Genomic DNA, 25,517 nt, shown 5'->3' with positions numbered 1-25,517 from the left:
AAGCACATTTGCTTAAATTTGTTTATTTAATTTTGAAGTTTTATACATTGAGACTAATTTATACAAATTATAATCACTATGCAAGCCCGTTTTAACACATCTAAACACGTTAGTGACGTGAGAGCATAACTAGTTGCAGATTCTTTTTTAGCAACAGCGATCGCTCCCTGTGCTTCCAAATCCTCTAAAATACCCTGATACTCGGCCATCTTCTGACCCTTAGACACTATCTTGCTTCGTCAATTTACCCCTAGCTACCTTCTGCTGATTTCCTCCCAAATCCCACAACGCAAGCAGCAAGCGAGTTTTATCGTAACCAGCCTGTAAATCCTGGATCTTTGGACTCATAATAATGTGTGATAAATAACTAAAATTATTATAATCATGATTGTATTTTTTATTTCAGCAAAGCCAAAGATTGTTTATTTTATAGATATTCCTGACAAATTCCTCAATTTAATATTAAATATTGCAGGCAGAATTTGGGCTTCTGGAATGCAATTGTTGGTAATTGATACAGAGAGTAAGTTTGTATCCACTGGCTTGGCCAAGGAATTAGCCCAAGCAACCTGATGTAAATATTATCACCCACCCAAAGCGACAGATAAAGCGATCGCCGCTATGATAGAGACGCTATAGCGGATATAAAAGTTAAGTAATCTGACAAATAATTATTTAAACTAAAAAATATCCTCAGAGATGTAGATATTTAGCACTGCTAAAACCCCCACACCTCTATGTTCTTTGTCATTTTGCAAAAGTGTATATTCCACCTGTGTTTAGTATAAACGTTATTTTTTTCATCAATACCGTCAAAACTCTGAACTATTGTCAAAAAGTCTAAGCTGACAACTTGATACTTGAGACAGTTAACCGATTCCATGTCAGTTCTTTGTCAACCTCATCCCATTTCCAGCGTAATAAATGGGCGGGTTGTTTGGCGGTAAATTTTGGCAAATTGATAGCTTGTCTAGGTGCGTCTGTAGCAAGGCTAATGGCGGTTTCTAGGTCACAAATTCCCCATTTTACTAGATTTTGAACTCCAGTTAATAATGGTAGGGTTGTTCCCGATAAAGTCCCATCTTGTAATCTGGCTGTATCGTTAATAACTTCTATTTGTCGGGTATCCCAAGGATAGATACCGTCAGGTAACCCTAATGGTGCAAGGGCATCACTAACAATAAATAACCTTTCACTGGCACGCAGAAGAATTTTTAAGATCATTGGGGTAACGTGCTGACCATCAGCAATGAAGCCACAAAACACATCAGGATTGTTCATGGCCGCGCCTAATAAGCCCGGTTCACGGTGGTGTAGGGGTGGCATGGCGTTAAAGGCGTGGGTGATCATTGTAGCACCTTGACTAAAGGACTGTTGTGCTTCTGTAGCTGTGGCTTGTGAATGTCCTAAGCTGACAGTGATTCCTAAGGAACGCAAATAAGGGATGACTTTACCTGTGGTGTCTAATTCTGGTGCGAGGGTAATGACTTTGAGGATATGAGCATAATCTCCTAGTACCCGTTTAACTTGATCTATGGTGAGGGGGAGAAGATATTCGGCTGGATGTGCGCCGCGTTTGTAGTAGTTTAAAAATGGACCTTCTAAATGGACTCCGAGAATTTGGGCGGAGGTTGGAGAACTGGGGGTATAATTGGCGAGAATGGCGAGCGATCGCTGAATATTTTCGATGGAGGTTGTCACTAGGGTGGGTAAATAGCCGTCAACTCCTGCTTCCCATAGAAATGAAGAGATTTTTGACAGCATAGAAGAGTTTTCTGCTGTTAATTCCGGGAAGGCTAATCCTAGTCCACCATTGATTTGTAAATCCACACCACCTAAAGAAATCCAGTCTCCAGCTACATCTAAAATTTGTAAGTTTTGTGGTACAACTTTTTCCCATGCTGCATTCATGGGCATAATTTCCTCAATTATGCCTGCTTGGTTAACTAAGATTCTTTGTAAATCTTGATAACCGGGGACTTTTGCGTTGATAATATCTACATTTGCCAGCATGGTATTTTTGTCAGTTGTTAGTTGTCCGTTGTCCGTTGTCATTGGTAAAACTCTTACCTGTCTCCGTGGTGTAGCACCTGTCACCTGTAACCTGTCACCTATTCCCTAAATTATATGAGTCTTGAAGTTGGTATTATCATGGGTAGTGATTCCGATTTGCCTACAATGAGGGATGCGATCGCTATTTGTGAAGAATTTGGTATTGTAGTTGAAGTTGCCATTGTCTCTGCCCATCGTACCCCAGAACGGATGGTTGAATACGCTAAAACTGCACATCAACGCGGTATCAAGGTAATTATCGCTGGTGCTGGTGGTGCGGCACATCTCCCTGGTATGGTAGCATCTTTAACTCCTTTACCTGTGATTGGTGTTCCCGTCCCTACTCGGAATTTACAAGGTGTGGATTCTTTATATTCTATAGTGCAAATGCCAGCAGGAATACCTGTTGCTACTGTCGCTATTGGAAATTCTAAAAACGCTGGACTTTTAGCTGTCCAAATTCTGGCTACTCACCAACCAGAATTACTGGAAAAAGTGCAAGTTTATCGGCAAAGTCTCTGTAATATGGTCATGGAAAAGCAAGCTAAACTAGACCAGATTGGATATGAAAAATATTTACAACAACAATAGATATTTACACAAGGCGGTTAGAAACCGTATCTACACAGGCAAAACCCACCTGCGTGGGTTAAGATTTATTGGTTATTAGTCCGTGAAGACGGACTTTGTTTATGTAGCCGCGATTTATAATCGCCAGGGCTTAGTGCAAAATATCAATATTCACATAACTCCATATTAAGTCGTGAACCCTCCTATCAACACCTCAGCCCAAACCCAAAATCGCAAAGCAGATCATATCCGCATCTGTTTAGAAGATAATGTCCAATCTCCAGTAATTACCACTGGTTTAGAAAAATATCGCTTTACTCATGCTTGTTTACCAGAAATTGATGGTAAAGATATTGATGTGAGTACGACATTTTTGGGAAAATATCTCCATGCACCTTTGTTAATTTCTTCCATGACGGGAGGAACAGAACAAGCGGGGATTATTAACCGTCGTCTGGCTGAAGTCGCCCAAGCATATAAATTACCAATGGGTGTAGGATCTGTAAGAGTGGCAGTGGAAAAACCTCAAGTTGCGAATACATTTGCTGTTCGTAAATATGCGCCAGATATTCTCCTCTTTGCTAATTTAGGCGCGGTACAGCTTAATTATGACTATGGTATTGATGAATGTTTGCGAATTATTGATCTAGTCGAAGCTGATGCTTTGATTTTACATATTAACCCTTTGCAGGAATTCATTCAACCCAGGGGTGATACTAATTTTCATGGCTTGCTTGACAAAATATCTGACTTGTGTAACAAATTACCAGTTCCCGTCATTGCCAAAGAAGTAGGTAATGGAATTTCCGCAACTATGGCAGAAAAACTGATAGCTGTGGGAGTGCAAGCTATTGATGTGGCTGGCGCTGGGGGTACGTCTTGGGCGATGGTGGAAAGTGAACGGGCAGAAACTGCCTTACAGCGGCGGTTGGGGCAGACATTTGGGGACTGGGGGATACCCACAGCCGATTGTATTGCCAGTATTCGGGAGCATGATCCCGATGTTCCCTTAATTGCTTCTGGGGGCTTACGCAATGGTTTAGACGTGGCTAAAGCGATCGCTCTAGGGGCTGATATTGCTGGTTTAGCAATGCCCTTTCTCAAAGCTGCGGCAGTATCGGAAGCGGCTGTAGTAGAATTAACAGAGGTTTTAATTGCCGAAATCACCACTGTATTATTTTGCACTGCCAATAACAGCCTGTATAAATTAAAACAATCTCAGAGTTTACAACGAACAACTGACCCAATAGGCAATAGGCAATAGGCAAATATTATGACAACTAACCACTGACCACTGACAACTGACTTATAAATAACTAATGACTAATTTTCTTAAACAAACCTTAGCAAGTTTAATTGGTAGTTTACTGGGACTGACAATTTTTTCTGGAGTCGGTACACTGGGATTCTTATTAATATTAATTGCGGTTGCTAGTTCTCAAAGTTCAGCCCCAACAGTCAAAGATAAGTCAGTTTTAGTTTTCGACTTGTCTATGAAAATCACCGATACTGAACCTAATTCTAGCCAACTTTTGGAGAAAACTTTTAGCGGTGTAGAAGAAAATAACATCACCCTGCGCAAAGTTGTGGAAACCTTAGATAAAGCCGGACGTGATCAAAATATTGTAGGTATTTATATAGATGGAACTAATGCTAATAGTGCAGTTGGTTATGCTTCCTTGAAAGAAATCCGTCAAGCATTAGAAAAATTCCGCAAAACTGGCAAAAAAATTATTGCCTATAGTACAGATTGGCGTGAAAAAGAATATTATCTCAGTTCCGTAGCCAATCAAGTTATAGTTAATCCTATGGGAGCAATGGAAATGAACGGTTTAAGTTCACAACCAATGTTCTTAGCGGGAGCATTTGAAAAATACGGCGTTGGTGTGCAGATTGTGCGGGTGGGTAAATTTAAGGGTGCAGTAGAACCATTAATTCTTGATAAACTCAGCCCAGAGAACCGGGAACAAACCCAGAAATTGTTAGATGATGTGTGGGGAGAGTGGCGGACATCTGTGGGTGCAAGTAGAAAGATTCTACCGCAGAAATTGCAAGCGATCGCTAATAGTCAACCAATTTTAGAAGCCACAGAAGCTAAATCCAACAGTCTAGTAGATACAATTGCTTATGAAGATCAAGTATTCACCGACTTAAAAAAATTAACTGGTAACAGTGAAAAAGATCAAACATTCACAAAAATCAGCTTAGGTGATTATGCCGAAGTTCCCGGAAAATCTTCAAATTCAGACCATAAAATTGCCATTGTTTATGCAGAAGGAGAAATAGTTAACGGTAGCGGTGACGAAGGACAAATTGGCGGTGATAACTTTGCGAAAATATTCTCAAAAATTCGCCAAAATGATCAAATCAAAGCAGTAGTTTTCAGAATTAATAGTCCCGGTGGTAGTGCAACCGCAGCCGAAATCATGCAGCGAGAAATCAAATTAACTCGGCAAATTAAACCCGTCATTGTTTCGATGGGAGATGTAGCTGCTTCTGGTGGTTATTGGATTGCAAGTGACTCCAACCGCATTTTTGCCCAAGCTAATACCATTACGGGTTCTATAGGTGTCTTTGGCGTATTATTTAATGGTCAAAAACTAGGCAATAATAATGGCATAACTTGGGATAGCGTAAAAACGGCTCAATATGCAGATCAACAAACCATTTCCCGTCCTAAATCACCTCAAGAATTAGCAGTTTATCAACGCAGTGTTGACCGCATTTATAATCTCTTCTTGCAGAAAGTTTCCCAAGGACGGAAAATTCCCACTGCAAAAGTAGCAGAAATCGCCCAAGGAAGAGTTTGGTCAGGAACAGCAGCCAAACAAATCGGTCTAGTTGATGAAATTGGTGGTTTAAATGTAGCCATTGAATATGCAGCTAAACAAGCAAAATTAGGAACTGATTGGGAAATACAAGAATATCCGCGAGGTACTACCTTTGTAGAAAAGTTATTTGGTAAAAAATTAGATCAAACAAAAGCCAAATTAGGCATAGAAAAAACCCCAACTAAAAACCCAAACCCCCTCATAAATGAACTAGAAAAATTCCAACAGGAAATCAAAACCTTGCAAACAATGAATGATCCTCAAGGAATTTATACTCGCTTACCAATTAACTTTAAAATTGAATAGGTAAGTAGGTGAACACAATAAAACCAAACTGTGTAAAGAAACGTAAAATCGCCCAAACCCTCTTCACTCTTGCCTTTTGCCTTGCCATAACGACAATTTTCAACGCCAACCTACTTAATTGGTAATTGGTAGCAGGGCAAAAGCACCTAAATTCTGTAATCCATGTCCAGCAAGAGTTTCAACTTTTAGTTACAAAACTAAACAATCGTCAAAACCTTTGTCCAGTAAGCATTCTAAAAATAAGATGCGTTTGCCCTGTAATTGGTAGTTAACGAGGATTAATAAACTATTGATGCTAAAATTACAAAATATAGCAATTATTGGTCGAATAAAATATAGTCGAGGGCGCAGAAGAAAGCGCCCCTACTGTCTTTAAAGTTTAAAACTGTACCTCACTGATTTTAACCCAGAAAAATTACACTAATAAACATAATGAACACTGTTACCCTAAATCTAGATCCAGTTGTTCGCCTTACAGATGATCAGTTTTACCAACTCTGTATGGCTAATAAAGATGTAAACTTAGAACTAAATGCACAGGGAGAATTAATTATCGTCCCACCAGTAGGAGGAGAAAGCGGCCGTAGTGAATCTGATTTAAATTTCAAAGTAAGTCTTTGGAACTACAAAACCCAATTAGGAATAGTATTTAGTTCCTCTACTATTTTTCGACTTCCTAATGGTGCAAAACGTTCTCCTGATGTTGCTTGGGTAAAATTAGACCGGTGGGAAGCACTAACTGTTGAAGAACGAGAAAAATTTCCCCCACTCGCACCTGATTTTGTCATTGAACTGAGATCAAAAACAGACAGACTTAAAACCCTGCAAGAAAAATGCACCGAATATATAAATAATGGCGTGCGTTTGTGTTGGTTAATTAATCCCTACGATAAACAAGTAGAAATTTACCGACTGGAACAACCTGTAGAAATTGTCCAATTTCCTGTATTACTGTCTGGAGAAGATGTGTTATTAGGGTTTGAATTACAATTTTGAAATCCACAAACAATTTATCTTGAGGTGGGCATTGCCCACCATCAATAATCCTACTGAAACCGATAATTGCGGCCACGTCCACCATTCGCATCTCTTATGGATAAACCAATGGGAATAGCATTACCTTGAGGATCTACTTTTACCCTCACTAAAATTGGTTGTTGTCTACCATTTCTGGTTTCCTGAATTTGCGAAATATCCTCATTAATCTGCTGTATTTGTTCTTCAGAAATGAAATAGTTTTCCAACCCATAATTAATCAGACCATCTTGATAATTACCTTTTAACGCTACCTGATTACTAGATAAAGAAACAGGACGATTACTACTTACTCGGATAGGTTTCCAAGACTGAAGTTCATTTCTATCAAAAGATTGTCGTTCTTGCAAAATTAAATATAAGATACTCCCTTGGGAAATTTGTCTACCCCTGCGAGAATTTCTTCGCAACCAATCATTCCAACCCGGTAGTCTTCTCAAAGTTTCAGGACGGGAAATATTATAATCTAAGTTCAATGAAGAACCCCGGACAACATCATTAGAATCTACAGGTACAGTTTGCAAAATTACTGTCTTACCCGTCATGTCTGTATACATTGCCTGAGACGGTACAGCCAGGATTAAACCTACTTGAACTAATAAAGGGGCAATTAATCGCCAAATCGGTAAAGGTTTATTAGCTTTCTGTTCTGTAGCCATGAGATAATCCCGAAAGGTCAATTTTTCGGAAAATTCCATTTCTGGAGTTAAGGTTTTTTTTGATTCAGGGAAGTCATTTTTCATGGAATTAATTTAGTTAGTAATTGGTAATAGATAATAGGAAAAAATACTTTTCCCATTCCTGCTAATTTTTCGATAGGAATTTATCCGCAGAGATTTATATAGAAAGAACTCAGATTTAATTTTTTGTGAGTAAGTAAAGTAAGTAGTCGGACAAAATTAAATTCACTCGCTGAGAGAGGGAACTCTTAACTGGGAACAGAAAAATCAGTTGTGTAATTAATTCTGTCCCATTACTTATCCTATTACTTTCTACTTCGATAATCACCTCCACTATTGCCTCTGTTATCCCTCTCCCTCTCTCTTTCTCTATCCCTTTCTCTATCCCTCTCCCTCTCTCTACTATCGTTAGTGCCTCCACTACCACTCCGATAATCACTGCTACTATTGCTTCTGTTATCACCTCTACTATCGTTAGTGCCTCCACTACCACTCCGATAATCACTGCTACTATTGCTTTTGTTATCACCTCTACTATCGTTAGTGCCTCCACTACTAGTTTTATTCCCGCTATTCCCGCTACCACCGCTATTCCCACTATTCCCACTATTCCCACTACCACCGCTATTCCCACTATTCCCACTATTCCCACTACCACCGCTATTCCCGCTACCACCGCTATTCCCACTATTCCCGCTACCACCGCTATTTCCACTACCACCGCTATTACTAGTTTTAGAAGTAGTAAAGCGACGTTCAAACCAAAGTCCGGCAGCAATGAGGGAATAACCGCAAATACCAAATACTAAAGCCCGGAAAAGAACCTCAGTATTATATTCTAAAACCCGGCTGATAATTTGCAGGGTAAATAATAAAATACCACACCAAAATGCAGGTCTTTTTCGTAATTTCAACCCCTCTTGAACTAATCCCCAGGCTAAGATTGCCAATAAAATATTGAAGATGAAAATGCCTAGTTCAGTAATTCTAGTGATAGCTTGATGCCAAAAAGGAGTAATCAGAATAAACCCTAAAAAGGTAGTAATAATGCCAATCCTGAAAAATACCTCCCGGCGAATTGGACTATTGCTTTGACGAATTAGGAACAACCATTGTAAAACTGCCAACCCGCTGAGAATCCCTAAATCAATAATTGGCAAAGATGGCGATATATTCGATAAATTATTAGTTGAATCGAAGGGATTTAAAAATGATAAACTGCCACTAGATATAGATTCCCATTGCCAACGAAAAGACAAAAGATAAAAAACCACCCCAAAACAAATCAAGCCTAAATTACGTGCTAGGGGTTGAAATAACCGATAATTAACTGTGGGGAAAAGTAAATCGTCATAACTCCAAAGTAAGGCAGGTGGTAAAGCTAAAGCAAAGGAAGCTATCCAAGAAACTACATCAGAAAATGTTAAGAGTGGTAAAGGTCTGAGGTTATATTGCAAAGATATAATAAATGCCAAAACTCCCATGCCAAAAATCCACCGGGATCTGCAAATATAAGCTAAGGGAACAAACAGTAACCATGATAGTAAGGGCATATGGCGAATAGCTAACCGCGCCCAAGTCACTTCTCCAGATTCAGATCCTAAATTACCAATTCCTATCCAGTAACCGATTTGAATAAGGACAATGGCCATAATTCCCAAGGAATTGAGGGAAAGACTATAAGCCATAACTAATACCCCAAACCCCCAAGCTAAAAATAACTCAGAAGCTGAACCGCTAATATTAAAGATTTGCCCCATTAACATGAGGGTTGCCCCTAAAATAAAAGCACTGAGAATTAACAATGCTTCTCCGAGTACCCGTTTACCATCTTGAGATTTTTTACCTTGATTTGTGGTCAGTGTAGGTTCTCGCCAAGTCAAAAACCCAGTAATGGCTGTGGAGAGAAATAAACTCATTAACAAGATAAACTTAACGTCCCGTGACCAACCCTGCCAATTTGCACCCACAAGGGTCATTAAACCTAAGCCTAATAGTAAACCACCGATGATAATGGCAATGACACCAAAACTATCACGGGTAGATTCTTCTATTTTATTAAATTGATGCCGCTTGGCTATTTGGTCATACTGGGAAGAACTAATAATTCCTTCGTCTCGCCAACGTTGTGATTCTTGGCGCAGTTTTTGCTGAAAATTGTTAAATATCATGACCTCTCCGGTACATAAGTGTAACACCAAATCTAAAATCGTAATTTGGCATGAGTTTGACGAACATTAACAAAACAAGGTTAGCCTCTAGCTAAAAGCCAGAAGCCATAACGGACGAACTCAGGTAACGCCATGTAAATATCGGTCAATGTCTTTTTAGTATGCAGCCAAATATATTGATTGCATTGTTCTCATGTAACAGTTTCTCTTCTGATTTAATTTGGTAGAAATTAATATGGAAAAACCTTCTAATTTATTGCTTAAAGTTACCCGACAATTATTTACAAATGTAGATGAACAAACAAAGTTTATAGATGCTTTGGTTCATCCCCAACCTTTTGCACCCTGCATTCTTTGGTGTCAAGATCAACCAGAGATTTCGCCTTTTCCAGTACAAACGCCAACACATTGGCAACCGCATTTTGTAGACCGTTTATCTTTGGGAGAAAAACCCGGTAAGCATTCTCTCCATGAACAAGGATATTTTTACTGTTTAGATTTTTCTTCGGTATTTTCTGCTGCGGTTTTGTTGGCAATTCCCGAATCAATATCTATAGTTTTTGATATGTGTGCCGCCCCTGGTGGTAAAAGTGTGTTTGCTTGGAGGGCTTTAAAACCTGATTTGCTAATTACTAATGAGGTGATTGGTAAGCGGTTGGGAATGCTAATTTCTAATTTAAAACGTTGTCAAATTAAACCCAGTGGGGTAGTAAATAGAGATTCGAGTATTTTTGCAGAATTGTTGCCAGCTTCGAGTAATTTGGTGATGGTTGATGCCCCTTGTACCGGGCAATCTTTACTAGCTAAGAATGAGAAAGCACCGGGATGTTTTCACTCAAATTCAATTAATAAAAGTGCTAATCGTCAAAAACGGATTATTGCTAATTCTGCCCAAGTTGTTGCCCCTCAAGGTTATTTAGCATATATGACTTGCACTTATTCTCCTGAAGAAAATGAGCAAATTTGTGAATGGTTTTTGGAACGGTTTCCGCATTTTCAAGCGGTGAAAGTTGATCATTTATCTACTTTTCAATCTCATTTAACTAGCATTCCTTGTTATCGGATGTTTCCTCAGTATCGGTTGGGTGCGGGTGCGTTTACGGCGTTGTTTAAAAATACGATGGTAGGTGATATGAAGGGGGTTGATTTAGAGTCTATGTCTGCTATGTGGAGATATCAGAGTGTGTAATTTTGCTGGGTGATGCAGCAAGGTCTTGAATGTTGAATACTAGAAATATATAGGGGTTGCTGAAAAAGTTGTCTGTGAGGGCAGGGAACAGGAAAGACAGAATTGATACTTACTGAGTCTTGTATGGCTACGCCACGGAAGCTATCAAAAATCAAATAGGAGTCCTATAGATGTCAGTAAAGGGCTATTCTTTTTGATGTTTCAAACATTCTTGGATGAATCTTTGAGGAATTTCTACACTTTCTCCCCAGTGTTGATGAATGTAAGAAGCATGAACATTAGGTAAATTCCAACCTTCAAAACCTGTATTTTCATCACAATCATAGCGATAGGTATTAAATAATGGTTGAGGGGAATTAGTGATTAAATGAGAACGATGAAATTCATGTCCAAAAATGTTTTTATTGCTGTCCAGTAAAAAGGTATTTTCTAAAACTACTGCGCGACGATATCCTAATGTTAATCTTTTATCCATTTGTGCATGAGTGGGTAATATTCCTACCATTGGCCAAGAGTTACCATCAAAATCAATAATTTGCTCACACAAATACATCAATCCTCCACATTCTGCAATTGTGGGTATTCCTGCTAAAATTGAATTTTTGACTGCTTGTATTACGCTGATATTTTTAGACAATTGTTGTGCGAATACTTCAGGAAAACCTCCACCAAAATACATTCCTTGGATATCTTTGGGTGGTTGATCACCATTCAATGGACTCCAAAATACTAATTTTGCTCCTAATTTTTCTAGTAAATCTAAGTTGTCTTGATAGTAAAAATTAAAGGCTTGATCTCGCGCTACAGCAATTTTTACGGAAGAATTGGGAATTGGGAACTGGGAGTTGGGAATTGGGGAAGATGCTGATTTTAAAAGTGGTAGAAGTTGATCCCAATCAAAGTGAATATCACCTAAATCAGCTAAACTATTAACTATCTGATCTAATTCTGGTAATTCTACGGTGGGAATTAAACCGAGATGACGGTCAGGAATGGTAATGTTATCTTGTCTTCTTAAAACACCGAGTATGGGTAATTGTAAAGGTGCAAGGGCAGCTTTTAATAATGATAAATGTCGCTCACTTCCGACTCGATTTAAGACTAATCCAGCAACTTTAATTCTCCTATCTAAAGAACAATAACCGTGAGCGATCGCTGCTACTGAACCCGATAAACGACTACAATCAATTACTAATATTATTCCTATATCTAATAATCTCGCAACGTGGGCTGTACTCGCAAAGTCGGTTTTTTCATTTGTGTTTGATAAATGGCTAATACCATCAAACAAACCCATGACACCTTCAACTAAAGTATATTCAGACTGGGGAGAATGATGATAAAAACATTTTTGCACATAATTTTCTGAAGTTAGCACAGCATCTAAATTTCGACAAGGAAGACCAGTCACATATTGATGAAACATCGGATCAATATAATCGGGTCCGACCTTAAAAGATTGCACTTTTACACCACGACGACGTAAAGATGCTAATAGGGTAAGTGTAACTGTTGTTTTCCCGACTCCACTCCGTTCTCCAGCAATAATTATAGACATAGATCAACAATTAAAGATTAACAATTAAAAATAACGATTATAGATTCTAACTTTTGACTGGGCGCAGGCCCTGCGCCCCTACCTCATGTCTCTTTTCTCTTTTCTCCTTTCTTATTTCTTCCTTCTTCTTTCTAACTCCTGACTCCTGACTCCTGACTCCTTGCTATTATTTTTCCCGTTGTCTTTCTTCAATTTCCACTGGAGAAATCATACTATGGATTTTCTCCACGTCTGTCATCATGATAATAATACCTTCCACTGTTTCTTTTAGTAAGGGACTACAGGCGATATAACATTGGATTTGTTTACCGCGACGATTAGTGGCGTTCAGAAGTATTTCTTGTAATTTCTTCTTACTAGATATAATATCACGAAGGGAAGTTCGCAGTTGTTCTACCGGTAAACCAATATCTAAACTAAACCAAGATTTATTAATTACTTCGTCACTGCGTAAACCCCACATATCTTCAACTGTATGATTCCAAATTAAAATATTAAAACTAGTATCTAAGACTACCATTCCCATTTGTAAAGAGCCTAAAATGGAAGACAGAAAAATATTAGTGTGGTCAAGTTCACTGGTGCGATCTCTTAATTCATTATTTATGGTTTGTAATTCTTCATTAGCTGATTGAAGTTCTTCATTCATTGTCTCCATTTCTTGATTGGTAGATTGCAGTTCTTCATTGGTTGTTTCTAATTCTTCATTGGTAGATTGCAATTCTTCATTGGTTGTTTCTAATTCTTCATTGGTAGATTGTAATTCTTCATTGGTTGTTTCTAATTCCTGTCGAGAACGTTGTAATGCTGTTTGCAGTTTTAGATAACGGCTGACATCATTAAAAGAGATTGTGACACCGAGAGTAGTTTGATCATTATCTTGTAAAGGAATGACTCGCACATCGAAATATTGAATTTCTGAATTAGGTTGATAACGTTCAACATTTGTAAGTATAATAGGATGGCGTTCATTATATACTTGCTCAATTAAGGAGCGTAACTCTACAGGTCTATAGGATAATTCTAAATCCTGAAAAGGGCGATTTAAATCTCTTGTTGTCAAACCAAATAAACTCCGAGCTTGTTCATTAATCATAATTAATATACCATGATTATCAATGACCACTTGGGCGCTAGATGCTGTATCAAAAGCCAACTCTCTAATTCGCAGTTCTTCAGAATAAACATTATTAGAGGATTCTTTATTTTGCAAATTTGTCATAACTAGTTGACGATTACGGATGTTTCCCAAAGATACTTTCGCAAATACACGATCTTTTAAATGTATAGGTATAAATAAATTAGAGTGCATAACTAACATCTCTGCTTTTCCTAAAAACAGATAGCCATGATCATTAAGCGCGAAATGAAACCGATTGATAATCTTTCCTTGGGTTTCCGAATTAAAATACATTAATGTATTGCGACAAACCAATAAATCTAAACGAGAAATTGGTGCATCCTGAAGTAAATCATGACGACCAAAAATCACGCAACGACGCAAATCTTGGCGAAAAACATAATTTTTATTCACTAAATCAAAGTATTTATCGCGCAGTTTTAATGGGACTTCAACAATATTTTTGGCTGAATAACTAGCCTGACGAGCTTGGGTAAGAGCTTCATCGTCTACATCTGTCGCGTAGATTTTTACCCGCTTCCGAAACTCTTCCACTCCCAATATTTCTGCTACAATCATTGCTAAAGTATAAGCCTCTTGTCCAGAAGCACAACCCGCACTCCAGAACCGAATCTGTTCATCTTTTTGTTTATTTTTGATGATATTAGGGATAATTTCTGTGGCTAAATACTCCCAAGCTAAACTATCTCTAAAAAAGGCGGTCACATTAATTAAAATAGTATTAAATAAATTTTTAAATTCATCTGGATGAACTTCTAAATAATCTTGATAATTCACAAAACTATCTATATTTAAAGTTTCCATCTCCTTAATAACACGACGCATTAAAGTTGAACGTTTATAACCTGTGAAATCAAACCCCCGATTCATTCTCAAATATTGGAGGAGATTTTCAAAATCAAGGTCTTTGTGTGGAGCATTCATAAAATCAATTAGGGTTTTACTAGAAATAGATACATATCCTTAGATGATTGTAAACTAAATCAATCTTGCTTACGGACATTGGATTTGCAAAACTATTGTTTATGCACAGTCAGCTTTTTATAATAACCTAAATTAGTGATATGTTATGGCAAACTAGCATGAGACATGACCAAAGTTATCAAAGCTAAAGAAATTTCTGTTAAAGGGAGGATGAAATCCACATTCCCTGTCTTAATTGCTGAAGATGGCATTCCCGGAAATTCAGCACTTTTGTCATCTTGGACAATTACCGTCCCACCCATTTTTTTGATTGCTTCCACTCCCATTGCGCCATCACTACCAGTTCCTGTGAGGACAACAGCGATCGCTCTTTCTTTATAACTTGCTGCCACCGATTCAAACAACAAATCCGCCGAAGGCCGGAGAAAATGCACCATTTCCGACTGAGACAAAGAAGCTGTACCATCACTATTCACCAACAGGTGGTTATTCGGAGGAGCAATATAAACAGTCCCTGGAGTGAGTTCATCTCCTGCTTTTGCCTGCACTACTTTCAGTAGAGTCCGACGACTGAGAATTTCTGCCATCAGGGATGGATGACGAGGATCTAAATGTTGAACCACAACAATTGCTGCTCTAAAATCTGCGGGTAAATCTGCAAGCACCTCAATTAATGCCGTTAGTCCACCAGCAGAAGCCGCTAAAGCCACAATATCAAAGTTAGGAAGATTTGGCATATTTATCTTGAAAATTATCTTCTTTCCCAACTCTAAGATATCTAAATTTTCAACTCGTTCCCTGTACCTACAGACCTATGGATCAATTATAGCTAATTTGTAAACATATAAATGCTTAGATCCCCGACTTCTTTAAGAAGTCGGGGATCTTTTTGTTCACATTTCACTGACAAAGCTAATTTTCTGCTTCTAAAGTTTTTTTCGCCGCCAACAATTGCTGTTTGTTTTCCTCACTAATTTGAGGATATTGCAAATTTAATTCCTGTAATTTTTTACAAATAATATCCGCGACTACTAACCTTGTAAACCATTTGCGGTCAGCAGGAACAATATACCAAGGAGAAAATTCTGTACTTGTATGGTTGAAAACTTGCTCATAGGCATTCATATAATCATCCCAAAAACCCCTTTCTCGGACATCACTAACAGAAAGTTTCCAATTTTTCTCCGGTGATTCAATTCTTTCTAAAAAGCGTCTTTTTTGCACATTTTTGGAAACATTTAGAAAAAACTTTAGGACAATTACCCCATTATTTACCAAATATTTTTCAAAATTATTAATTTCCTCAAATCGCTGTTGCCATATCTGATCACCTTTAGGAAAATTGGGTAATTGTTGTTTTTTGAGAATTTCTGGATGTACCCGTACTATCAATAATTCCTCATAATATGAACGATTAAATATGCCAATTCTTCCCCTTTCTGGTAAAGATTTCATCGAGCGCCACAAATAATCATGATCTAATTCCTCCTCACTAGGTGATTTAAAACTAAATACCTGACACCCTTGAGGATTCACCCCCGACATAACGTGCTTAATGGTACTATCTTTACCAGCAGCATCCATTGCTTGAAAAATAATTAACAAAGAGTAATTATTTTGAGCATAGAGAATATCTTGATATTTAGCTAATTGTAAAATACCAGCCTTTAATCTTTTTACCGCATCACTTTTTTGGTGAAATTCACACTTGTAACCTGGATTATAGTCTTTGATCAAAGAAATCTGATCACCGGGTTTAACAATATAAGGATCATGATTCATATCAAAAAATTAGCCCTCCAATGGAATTATACCTGGCGATCGGAAAGATGCCTCCGGCTCCCGTCAGGGATACACAGCTACACAGACAAAATCTGCCTTCGCAGGTTAGAAACATCTTTTATTAGTCCACGCAGGTGGACTTCGTTTGTGTAGCCGCGATTTCTAATCGCCGTCTTGCTAATCGCCGTCTTGCTAAGAAACAGAAGATTGCAACTTGTTCAACATTTCCAAAACTTGCATACTGTGAATACTAGGATTAACCTTCACAAAAGTTGCGCGTAATATCCCTTGAGGATCAATAATAAAACTATGGCGCATAGAGACAACACCTATCCAAGAACCATAAGCTTTACTAACTTCACCCTTAATATCAGCTAATAAAGGAAATCTTAACCCCTCCGAGTCACAAAATTCTGCATGAGAATCAACATCATCAGCACTGATACCAATAATCTCAGTATTTTTCTGAATATATTTAGGTAAATCTTGCTGAAAACGTCGGGCTTCAATAGTACAACCAGAGGTAAAGTCTTTGGGATAGAAATAAAGAACTACCCACCTACCCCGAAAATCAGCCAAAGAGACTTTACCATTGCCTGTATTAGTTGGTAAAGTAAATTCAGGTGCAGGTTGATTAATTGTGGGTAATTTACCACCTAAAGCTTGAGCAGGAGGGGTAAAATTAAACCAACTAATAACGGCCAAACAAGAAGCAAATAAGATGCTAATAAAAGTGCGACGGGAACCCATTTTCTCAACCAAAAAAATAACTTAAATAAGTTTACATTCTTGTTGTTCTCTATTTTCAATCTGATTGGGGATCAGACGGGTTTTCGATACTTTCAATGTATTGGCTATCTATGAGAAAAGCACCTCTAGTAAAGCGGACACCCCAATAACCACCAGGGCGACGGTCAAGAACTATACCTTCTTCGCCAATATGAATTACCTCGGGGGGACGTAACATCGGCATTGGTTCCGCCGTTTTCAGATATGGTGGCAATGATACCACACGGACTTTACTACCAATTGGGAATTCTGAAGACATTTTGCAATAGTTTGTACTCTGTACAGGACGAAAAATAGAGAAAAAGCTAACAGAGAAAGGGTTTCGTGGAAAGTTACCACACAATCAAAGAAACCTCTATGAACCAGATTAACCTATTACGAGACACACTAAAACCACACTGGGAATGGCATGGAGCGCGTATAAGCTTTTTAGCGTTATTTTTAATATCCTTAGGACTTACGCAAGTGTCACACCAAAAATCTGTTGTAGGGTGCTTTACTACTGCATAAATCCTGTAAATAAACAGATTGTTGATATCTGACGCACCCTACCAATGTACCAGTTGCGTAAGTCCTGATCTTTATACGGTGGTTATCAAGAATTGTCAGTTAATAAATCCACGTTCCTAAGCTAGTAAAAACTGAAATCGCTCCTAAATATAGGCTAGAATACTGAATGTAATTGATAGAGATATTAGTGCAGCAATAAACCTCAGAGATGAGGGACTACGAATTTTGACCTCTGGAACAGGGGATAAAGCGATGAAGTGTGGTCTTGGGGGTTTCCCCCATGAACAACCTCATCAATAAGCCTGTCGCCCAGAAATAAGTCGCAGTAATAGAGGACGCAAGAAGTCTACTACTGTTTTTTCTGTTGGACAGGAAGCCGACACTGTACCGTCAAGTCAGTGTGGGTAGTTCACAATTTTTAATTCTTCATTGGTTATGACCATGCACAATTCCGTTGAATTCCGAGACGCTTATGATGTGATTGTCGTCGGTGCAGGTCACGCCGGTTGTGAAGCAGCGCTTGCCACTGCTCGCCTCGGTTGTCGCACTTTGCTATTGACCCTAAATTTAGATAAAATCGCTTGGCAACCCTGTAACCCCGCAGTGGGTGGTCCTGCTAAGTCCCAATTAACCCATGAAATAGATGCTTTGGGTGGGGAAATTGGCAAAATGGCAGACCGGACATACCTGCAAAAACGCATCCTCAATTCTTCACGGGGTCCAGCGGTGTGGGCATTACGGGCGCAAACTGATAAGCGGGAATATGCGGCGATAATGAAGGGAATTGTCGAAAATCAAGAGAACTTGACAATTCGGGAAGGCATGGTCACGGATTTAATCTTAAATGATAGTAATGAAGTTATTGGTTTAGAAACCTATTTTGGCGTATCTTTTCACTGTAAAGCCGTCATTCTCACCACTGGCACATTTTTAGGCGGTAAAATTTGGGTGGGGAATAAATCCATGGCCGCAGGACGCGCGGGAGAGTTTGCAGCGGAAGGGTTAACACAAACTCTGAATCGTTTGGGATTTGAAACCGGCAGACTGAAAACTGGGACACCAGCGCGGGTTGATAAGCGTTCCGTTGATTACAGTCAAATGGAAGTGCAACCAGGAGACGAAGCTGTGCGGTGGTTCAGTTTTGACCCCGCAGTGTGGTTAGAACGGGAACAAATGCCTTGTCACATGACCCGCACGACTCAAGAAACTCATCGCTTAATTCGGGAAAATTTGCATCTGTCCCCAGTGTATGGTGGTTGGGTGGAAGCAAAGGGACCCCGCTATTGTCCGAGTATTGAAGATAAGATTGTCCGCTTTGCCGATAAGGAAAGTCACCAAATCTTTATTGAACCGGAAGGAAGAGATATTCCTGAATTATATATTCAAGGTTTTTCCACTGGTTTACCCGAAACTTTGCAAATTTTGATGTTGCGGAGTTTGACTGGGTTAGAAAATTGTGTGATGTTGCGTCCGGCTTATGCTGTAGAGTATGATTATTTACCTGCAACTCAATGTTTTCCCTCGTTGATGACCAAGAAAATTCCAGGGTTATTTTGTGCCGGACAGGTAAATGGAACGACCGGTTATGAAGAAGCGGCTGCTCAAGGTATAGTAGCGGGAATCAATGCAGCGCGGTTTGTGCGAGGTGAGGAAATGGTTATTTTCCCCCGTGAACAAAGTTATATTGGCACGTTAATTGATGACCTGTGTACGAAGGATTTACGCGAACCTTATCGAATGCTCACCAGTCGGTCAGAGTATCGGTTGTTACTGCGTTCCGATAACGCTGATATCCGCATGACACCTTTAGGACGGGAAATAGGTTTAATTGATGACCGGCGCTGGGATTTGTATAGTCGAAAACAAGAACAAATTACAGCGGAGAAAAAACGCCTTCATGTTACTAGAATAAAAGAGAATGAGGCAGTGGGACAGGCGATCGCTCACGATACCCAAGAAGCAATTAAAGGTTCTATTACCCTGGCTGATTTATTGCGTCGTTCAGGTATCCATTACATTGATTTAGAACGCCACGGACTTGATAACCCTATTCTCCAGCAAGCTGAAAAAGAAGGCGCGGAAATTGACATTAAATACGCTGGTTATTTAGCCAGACAGCAAAACCAAATTGACCAAGTTGCCCGTCAAGCAAATCGCCAACTACCTGGCAATTTAGACTACTCAACCATTGAGACTTTATCTAAAGAATCCAGAGAAAAACTCAACAAAGTTAAACCTCTCACCATTGGACAAGCAGCAAGAATTGGCGGAGTTAACCCAGCCGATATCAACGCTCTTTTGATATATTTAGAAGTAGCTAAAAACAAGACGGCAATAGGTAATGGGTAATGGGTTATGGGGAGGACAACTATTCTAGTAATAATTCCAGTATGGGAAATTTTCTTCTTCCTTATTCCTTCTCTTAGAGGGTGTTGGAAAAGTCATGATTGCTGTATCAAATATTTCACACCTCCCTAACCCTTACCTTATAAAGGAGGTAAAAATGTGATGAAAATTACGGGACACCACTTTTAAAACATCCTCTTGGACAACGAACAACTGACAACGAACAACCGAAAAAGTCTATGTTACCCAAATCCAGCACTGATTTACTTATTTCAGAAGCGTCCGATAGCGCCAGTATGTCCTTAGGCATAGATTTCGTTAATAACGAGCCTTGGACAATAGAAAGCTATGCTGAAAGCTTAATGGACGAACTTTTTCATGATATTGACAACATTCTTGATGGTCGAAGCAAGCGAAATCATCATAGAGAGAGAACCGAATCTGTCCCCGTGCAAACCATGACATTTCAAATGCCAGATGTGGTTTTGCCATCAAAACTTAATCGTCCATTACAATCTACTGCACCTATTAAAAACGTCCAAACCACTACACTAGTGGTTAATCATCCATCTATCAGAGCAATTACAACTACTGAACAACAACAAACCAGTGGTTTAGGTAAACTGATATTTATGGGATTAAGCCTAACCGTAGGGACTTTGGGAATGGTCTACTTGACCGATTCTGGTTTATTAAATACAATAAATGCCCAATTAACTTCCCAAAGTTTGCCAAATCACCAGACACTATCACCTGCATCTATAACCACAGATCCTCAGTTAGACTTAGTAAATTATCTGTTGGAAGCCTTAACTGTCATAGAACAGCAAGGAACAACCCATAATAAAACAATTGCTAAACCAGGATTTCCCACTGTTAATCTCAATCAAACCACCGCCTCACCTTTACCAAATACCCAACCAACAGAAACCCTACCACTATCTGTCGCAGCAAATAATGTGCTACCTGCTAATAATCGCTTGACTACCCCTAATGTGGTTGAGCGCATATATATTCCAGTTTATCAGTCTCCTGCACCCAAATATCAAATACCAACTGTTCCCACAGTCCCAGTACCACCTACCTTACCTTCATCTTTAACAGTTAATAATTCGCCTACTATTAATACTATACAACCAGTAATTAAACCCATACCCAAAACATCACAGGTTAGTCTCAAACCAGCAGCCGTTAATCCTCAACCAGTGAAAGTCGCACCACCGCAATTACCAACAATTGTTCCCCCTGCACCTGTAAAAGAAACTAAGAACATATCACAACAGGATTTATCACCTAGCTATTCTGCTCAATTAGAGGGACTATTGGAGTTGGGTAATAAATCCGTGGCTTTGTTTCAGGTAGATGGTATTAGTCGCCGAATTAATCTAGGTGAAAATATTGGTACTACAGGCTGGACACTCGTAGATGTAAGTAACGGAGAAGCTATTGTTCGTCGTAACGGTGAAGTTCGCTCCATCTACACAGGACAAAAGCTTTAATATAACTGTATGAGTCAAATAAAAATTCAATACCTGTAAATAATAGGGTTCTGTCCAGGTAAGTAGGTGAACCCTATGGGAGTTGCTGATTTAGAAATGGGGTGTCTGAATGTAGGATAAAGACCGTAAAATCAGGTAGAATCTCCTAAGTTGAGGGGCAATATAAAGATGTTCACAGAGAAAAACTGGAAGAATTTTAAGGTATTTGCAGGGGCATTTTGTCTTGTCGCCCTAACACCGTTTTTTGGAGTTAATTCTTCTGTACAAGCAGCAGATACAGTTGTGATTCGTTATGGACCTCTAGAGGAATCTGCGTCCTTGGAAGATTTAAAAAAATCTACGGAAACTGGCAAATTACCAGATAGTTTAGGAACTTATACCAAGAGAATGACTGAAGAACAACGTCGTTTTTTGGTAGAGGGACTAAAAATCCGAATTCCCATAAATATTGGTACTTTAGATAGATTAATCAATACCCAAATTGGGACTACAATTCTTAGTGATATCTCTACAGCTATTACCCGTCGAGATGAAGCGGGACTACAAGCTATGAAAGGGGGATTGATTTTAGCCGCTAATTCTCCACAGGGTTTATCTATACTAAGTTTTATTGCTGCCTATCCCAGTAAACGCCTAGAAATTAATTTACCCCAGGCTTTAACTGTGGCGGGGAGTTTAAATGGTGCATTTGTCCGCACTCAGCGGTTTATGTTTGGTCTTTCTCCCCAAGTTAACCCTAAAGATATCAAAGTTGTGTCTTCTCTAGATCCTACTCAAGCAGGAAGCGCGCAGGTACAGACACTCAAGTTAAGTTTCAATGACCAAAAGCGTCAACGAAAAATTCCCCTGGATGTTTATTTCTCTACCGCTGTCAGTGTAAATAAACCCGTAATTGTCTTTTCTCATGGTTGGGGTTCGGTGCGGACTGACTTGCGTTATTTAGCCGAACATTTGGCTTCTTATGGTTATGTCGTTGCGGCTTTAGAACATCCTGGTAGTAATGAAACTAATTTCAAGGCGGTCACCAAAGGTAGAAAACAACTGGTTGCACCCCAAGAATTTTTAGACCGTCCCAAAGATGTGAGTTTTATTGTTGATGAATTGGAAAAAGTTAACCAAACTGCGAATAATCCTTTACAGGGAAAATTAGCAACTAATAATGTGATGGTTGTAGGTTATTCCTTTGGTGGAGGAACGGCTTTAGCATTAGCTGGGGGTGAATTACAAATCGAAACCCTCAAACAACGCTGTCAGCAAAACTTAGCTAAGGCTAACTTGGGTGAAACTCTTCAATGTGTGGCTCAAACATTACCAGAAAAAACCTATCAATTGCGCGATGGGAGAATTAAACAGGCGATCGCTCTTAATCCTACCACTTCTTTAATGTTTGGGGAAACTGGATTAACAAAAGTACAAATCCCTACATTAATCCTCTCCAGTTCCGCAGATAAAATCACCCCTGCATTAACTGAACAAGTTACGGGTTTTGCGAAAATTCCCTCTCCAAAATGGTTGGTGGGTGTGGTTGGTGCTTCTCATTTAAGCATCATAGATCCTAGTCTGACTCCATATCAAATGGGGAAACCAAATACACCTATCTTGAACAAAGAAGTAGTTGGAGAACAAGCTAAAGATGTGCGGCAGTTTCTCAAAGGTATTACCCTAGCAATGGCAGCACAGTTAACTCCTGAAGCTAGTCAATATGCTCCTTTTCTAACTTCTGACTATGCTCAAATTTCCTCAACTCGTCTATTTCCCTTTCGCACAGTGCGAGAACTTTCTCCTGAGATGAGACAAGAAGCACAAGGTCCAGGTATGACAGCCAATAAATAATAGGTTGTAGGACGAACAAAAAAATAAAAAGGCTTGGAGGGTAAACCAAGCCCAACTTCACTCAGGGTAAAATATATAATCCATCCTATAGGTTATTTATATTTTCAGAATCCTTCTCAAGAGAGAATTTTGAAAATCTCAACTGGATATCCTCATCCCCGACTTCTTAAAGAAGTCGGGGATCTGACTTTTGCAATGTTCACAAATCAAATAGGATTGCCATTTATTTCATAAATTCCCCTCCTAAGAATCCCCTGAAAAGACTTAAAAACAATCATTTCAGGGAAAATTTATCAACAACCTACGCCGGGTAAATTCTTAACCGCCGATTCGGTTCATCGCCAAAACTATCGGATTTGAGACGATAATGTTCCACCAACTCATGCTGCATTTTCCGCACTTGGGAAGAACGAGGTAATAACTCCACAGGCTGACCTTTAGGGATAACAATCTGCTCTACAGCAAGTCTTGCTTCCTCCAAAGCGTCCATTTCATCATCACCACCGTTGTGTAATAACAGTTGTAACTCTCTGTCGTCGCCCATATCTGGATCATCAATATTTAGTAAGCGGCGGAGACTGCGAGTAATTTGGGGAATTGTACTAGACTTGATCACATGAATGGGGACATGACGAGCCTTAGCCATTTGTCTTAACTTAGCGTGATTCTTGACGTGCGATCGCAAAGCTAAAATAGCATCTGCACTATCTAAGTCTTTGGTCAATATCACTGGCAAAGTTAACACATTAATCACCTGTTCCAATTGGTGACGACTCACCCCATAGGGGTAAATATGCAATGGTAAATCTTCCCCATTGGGACCTGCTTGTTTACGGCTGGCAAAATCAAAACTTTCCGAGTAATTGAAAGATTCATCCAACAACCGGTCAAATTCACTGCGTCCCGTTGGTCTTTCTCTATCCAGAGATAAAGGTGGTAAAGCCACCATTTGTCCAGAAGAACGCCAACCATTAGGTTTAGCAGAGAGGAAAGATTCTTCCACATTCGTAACGTGACCATTACCATTGCCACCATTGACTACAGCCAACTGTCTAACAATACCAACCTTGCCATGATCATCAACAGTTCTAGTTTGTGGAGTAGGTTGACGACCACGTAATAACGTATCAACCGTATCAGCCACAGACTCATGAACTACCCAGCGTTGCCGTTCCAACATTTCCACAGCAATCTCAAAAGTAGGCGGAGCTTTGCGTTCCAAAACCGTCTTTTGCGAACCACGCCGTCTAGCCTCATCATCTCCCAGCGTCACAGCCTGAATTCCCCCAACCAAGTCCGATAAAGTAGGATTTTTAATCAGGTTTTCAATTTGATTACCGTGGGCAGTTCCCACCAATTGCACCCCGCGTTCGGCAATTGTCCGGGCTGCTAAAGCTTCCAGTTCTGTACCAATTTCATCAATGACAATGACTTCTGGCATATGGTTTTCCACAGCCTCAATCATGACTTGATGTTGTAACTCTGGCTGAGAAACTTGCATCCGTCTTGCCCGACCAATGGCTGGGTGAGCAACATCACCATCCCCAGCAATTTCGTTAGATGTGTCAATAATCACCACACGCTTATGCAAATCATCCGCCAACACACGGGCGATTTCTCTTAAAGCTGTAGTTTTGCCAACACCAGGACGACCCAGCATGAGAATTGATTGACCAGTTTCCACCAAATCGCGGATCATGGCAATTGTTCCGAATACTGCCCTGCCGACACGACAAGTTAAGCCAATAATTTTACCACTACGGTTGCGGATAGCACTGATCCGATGCAAAGTTTGCTCAATTCCAGCCCGATTATCCCCCCCAAAATTTCCAACTCGTTGAATGCAATCATCTATCTGTGCTTGAGTGACCGGTGTTTCGCTCAGATACTCCGCTGCATGGGGAAACCGAGCTTCAGGGCGACGGCCTAAATCCAAGACTACCTCAACTAAAATATCCCCTTTCGGATGATTCTCTAATTTTTCTTGGAGGTCTTGAGGCAAAATATCTAACAACTTTTGGAGATCTTCTGTAATCGTCATGCTTTCTATTGGTGACTTGACGTTTTTAGAGATATGGTTGGAGCGTTACCGCTCAGACTTAATCTGGGAAACGAGAGTATGGGCAAGCCTCACAGCCTCCCACAGTAATTTCGGGTCTTCTTCTAGGCGAATATGACTTTGATTATCAGTGTTAATCACCTCCTTTTGTTGCAACTGGTCAAGAATGGGTGACAGCAATACACGGGCGTAACTACCATAGGCAACCCCAGAGATAGAGGCAGAGGGGCAGGGGGCAGGGG

20 protein-coding genes and 2 pseudogenes are annotated in these 25,517 nt (G+C 39.6%); 9 read left to right on the top strand and 13 right to left on the bottom strand.

Annotated elements, in window-relative coordinates:
* Positions 1-53: 53 nt before the first annotated feature.
* Both IQ226_RS25100 and IQ226_RS25580 read right to left on the bottom strand, forming a co-directional pair.
* Positions 54-209, bottom strand: coding sequence for a hypothetical protein (locus IQ226_RS25100; protein WP_228039393.1), 156 nt, complete (start codon positions 207-209; stop codon positions 54-56).
* 10 nt (positions 210-219) lie between these two features.
* Complete coding sequence (locus IQ226_RS25580; RefSeq protein WP_255539960.1) at positions 220-348, bottom strand: hypothetical protein; 129 nt, start codon at positions 346-348, stop codon at positions 220-222.
* Between the two features lie 111 nt (positions 349-459).
* Between IQ226_RS25580 and IQ226_RS25930 the strand changes: the two are divergent.
* Positions 460-659 (top strand): annotated as a pseudogene (locus IQ226_RS25930) (hypothetical protein); the annotation flags it as partial.
* 181 nt (positions 660-840) lie between these two features.
* Here IQ226_RS25930 and nagA read toward each other — a convergent pair.
* Positions 841-2,055: an N-acetylglucosamine-6-phosphate deacetylase gene (gene nagA, locus IQ226_RS12180; RefSeq protein ID WP_228039392.1), complete on the bottom strand. Its 1,215-nt coding sequence runs from the start codon at positions 2,053-2,055 to the stop codon at positions 841-843.
* A gap of 72 nt (positions 2,056-2,127) precedes the next feature.
* Between nagA and purE the strand changes: the two genes are divergently transcribed.
* The 4 genes from purE (at position 2,128) to IQ226_RS12160 (ending at position 6,755) form a co-directional block, all read left to right on the top strand.
* Positions 2,128-2,643, top strand: coding sequence for a 5-(carboxyamino)imidazole ribonucleotide mutase (gene purE, locus IQ226_RS12175; protein WP_193895713.1), 516 nt, complete (start codon positions 2,128-2,130; stop codon positions 2,641-2,643).
* Positions 2,644-2,815: 172 nt separating this feature from the next.
* Positions 2,816-3,886: a type 2 isopentenyl-diphosphate Delta-isomerase gene (gene fni, locus IQ226_RS12170; RefSeq protein ID WP_193895711.1), complete on the top strand. Its 1,071-nt coding sequence runs from the start codon at positions 2,816-2,818 to the stop codon at positions 3,884-3,886.
* Positions 3,887-3,941: 55 nt separating this feature from the next.
* Entirely contained in the window at positions 3,942-5,759 is a 1,818-nt protein-coding gene (gene sppA, locus IQ226_RS12165; RefSeq protein WP_193895709.1) for a signal peptide peptidase SppA, read from the top strand.
* Positions 5,760-6,191: 432 nt separating this feature from the next.
* Entirely contained in the window at positions 6,192-6,755 is a 564-nt protein-coding gene (locus tag IQ226_RS12160) for a Uma2 family endonuclease (RefSeq protein WP_027404921.1), read from the top strand.
* Between the two features lie 50 nt (positions 6,756-6,805).
* On the opposite strand, the gene IQ226_RS12155 is transcribed toward IQ226_RS12160, so the two are convergent.
* The gene (locus IQ226_RS12155; protein WP_193895707.1) at positions 6,806-7,537 is read right to left on the bottom strand and encodes a GDYXXLXY domain-containing protein; all 732 of its coding nucleotides are present in this window, start codon (positions 7,535-7,537) and stop codon (positions 6,806-6,808) included.
* A gap of 659 nt (positions 7,538-8,196) precedes the next feature.
* Positions 8,197-9,645, bottom strand: a pseudogene (locus IQ226_RS12150) (DUF2157 domain-containing protein); the annotation flags it as partial.
* Between the two features lie 235 nt (positions 9,646-9,880).
* Here IQ226_RS12150 and IQ226_RS12145 point away from each other — a divergent pair.
* The gene (locus IQ226_RS12145; RefSeq protein ID WP_193895703.1) at positions 9,881-10,834 is read left to right on the top strand and encodes an RsmB/NOP family class I SAM-dependent RNA methyltransferase; all 954 of its coding nucleotides are present in this window, start codon (positions 9,881-9,883) and stop codon (positions 10,832-10,834) included.
* 184 nt (positions 10,835-11,018) lie between these two features.
* On the opposite strand, the gene IQ226_RS12140 is transcribed toward IQ226_RS12145, so the two are convergent.
* From IQ226_RS12140 to sipA, 6 genes are all read right to left on the bottom strand, one after another.
* Positions 11,019-12,392 carry a cobyrinate a,c-diamide synthase gene (locus tag IQ226_RS12140; protein ID WP_193895701.1) on the bottom strand — a complete coding sequence of 458 codons (1,374 nt, stop codon included), beginning with the start codon at positions 12,390-12,392 and terminating at the stop codon, positions 11,019-11,021.
* Positions 12,393-12,558: 166 nt separating this feature from the next.
* Positions 12,559-14,457, bottom strand: coding sequence for a CheR family methyltransferase (locus IQ226_RS12135; protein ID WP_193895699.1), 1,899 nt, complete (start codon positions 14,455-14,457; stop codon positions 12,559-12,561).
* Positions 14,458-14,600: 143 nt separating this feature from the next.
* Positions 14,601-15,194 (bottom strand): chemotaxis protein CheB, encoded by a 594-nt coding sequence (locus tag IQ226_RS12130; protein WP_193895697.1) that lies wholly within the window; start codon positions 15,192-15,194, stop codon positions 14,601-14,603.
* A 175-nt stretch (positions 15,195-15,369) separates the two neighbouring features.
* Positions 15,370-16,239: a polyphosphate kinase 2 family protein gene (locus IQ226_RS12125; RefSeq protein ID WP_193895695.1), complete on the bottom strand. Its 870-nt coding sequence runs from the start codon at positions 16,237-16,239 to the stop codon at positions 15,370-15,372.
* Between the two features lie 192 nt (positions 16,240-16,431).
* A complete protein-coding gene (locus tag IQ226_RS12120; protein ID WP_193895693.1) occupies positions 16,432-16,989 on the bottom strand; it encodes a peroxiredoxin in 558 nt (185 codons plus the stop codon).
* Between the two features lie 55 nt (positions 16,990-17,044).
* A complete protein-coding gene (gene sipA, locus IQ226_RS12115; protein ID WP_193895691.1) occupies positions 17,045-17,287 on the bottom strand; it encodes a regulatory protein SipA in 243 nt (80 codons plus the stop codon).
* A 686-nt stretch (positions 17,288-17,973) separates the two neighbouring features.
* On the opposite strand from sipA, the gene mnmG reads away from it, so the two are divergent.
* The 3 genes from mnmG (at position 17,974) to IQ226_RS12100 (ending at position 23,216) form a co-directional block, all read left to right on the top strand.
* Positions 17,974-19,887: a tRNA uridine-5-carboxymethylaminomethyl(34) synthesis enzyme MnmG gene (gene mnmG, locus IQ226_RS12110; protein WP_193895689.1), complete on the top strand. Its 1,914-nt coding sequence runs from the start codon at positions 17,974-17,976 to the stop codon at positions 19,885-19,887.
* Between the two features lie 236 nt (positions 19,888-20,123).
* Positions 20,124-21,383 (top strand): hypothetical protein, encoded by a 1,260-nt coding sequence (locus IQ226_RS12105; protein WP_193895687.1) that lies wholly within the window; start codon positions 20,124-20,126, stop codon positions 21,381-21,383.
* A 168-nt stretch (positions 21,384-21,551) separates the two neighbouring features.
* Positions 21,552-23,216: an alpha/beta hydrolase gene (locus IQ226_RS12100; protein WP_193895685.1), complete on the top strand. Its 1,665-nt coding sequence runs from the start codon at positions 21,552-21,554 to the stop codon at positions 23,214-23,216.
* A 301-nt stretch (positions 23,217-23,517) separates the two neighbouring features.
* Here IQ226_RS12100 and IQ226_RS12095 read toward each other — a convergent pair whose 3' ends face one another.
* Complete coding sequence (locus IQ226_RS12095; protein ID WP_193895683.1) at positions 23,518-25,257, bottom strand: R3H domain-containing nucleic acid-binding protein; 1,740 nt, start codon at positions 25,255-25,257, stop codon at positions 23,518-23,520.
* Positions 25,258-25,302: 45 nt separating this feature from the next.
* The coding region (locus IQ226_RS12090) for an LdpA C-terminal domain-containing domain (protein ID WP_304511104.1) at positions 25,303-25,517 on the bottom strand (215 nt) is incomplete at its 5' end.

Origin of the sequence: Dolichospermum sp. LEGE 00240 (genome assembly GCF_015207875.1) — a bacterium.
Classification (GTDB): Bacteria; Cyanobacteriota; Cyanobacteriia; order Cyanobacteriales; family Nostocaceae; genus Dolichospermum; species Dolichospermum gracile.
The sequence above is the reverse complement of the archived record's forward strand: the minus strand, read 5'-3'. Positions and strand labels throughout refer to the sequence as shown.